The sequence below is a fragment of the Pseudomonas sp. HY7a-MNA-CIBAN-0227 genome (assembly GCF_040310325.1).
Taxonomy (GTDB): domain Bacteria; phylum Pseudomonadota; class Gammaproteobacteria; order Pseudomonadales; family Pseudomonadaceae; genus Aquipseudomonas.
Window position 1 is genome coordinate 1 of record NZ_JBEOPT010000335.1, and the last position, 240, is coordinate 240.

1 protein-coding gene is annotated in these 240 nt (G+C 72.9%); it reads right to left on the bottom strand.

Annotated elements, in window-relative coordinates; all coding sequences use genetic code 11:
* Positions 1–240, bottom strand: a 240-nt coding sequence (locus AAEZ06_RS28160) for a Sir2 family NAD-dependent protein deacetylase (protein ID WP_350617495.1), incomplete at both ends; no start/stop codon positions are given.

Genomic DNA, 240 nt, shown 5'->3' on the forward strand with positions numbered 1-240 from the left:
GTGCAGTTCGATCACGTCGTCGCTGCCCGCCCGCTGATGCAGGCCGTCGACGTTCTGCGTGACGAGGCGTTCGATCCGGCCCGCGCCGCCGAGCCGCGCCAGCGCGACGTGCGACCCGTTCGGCCGCGCGCGGCCCACGACCGGCCAGCCGATCATGCTGCGCGCCCAGTAGCGGCGCCGCGCGGCATCGGAGCCGAGGAATTCGTGAAGCTGGATCGGCGGCGAGCGCATCCATTGACC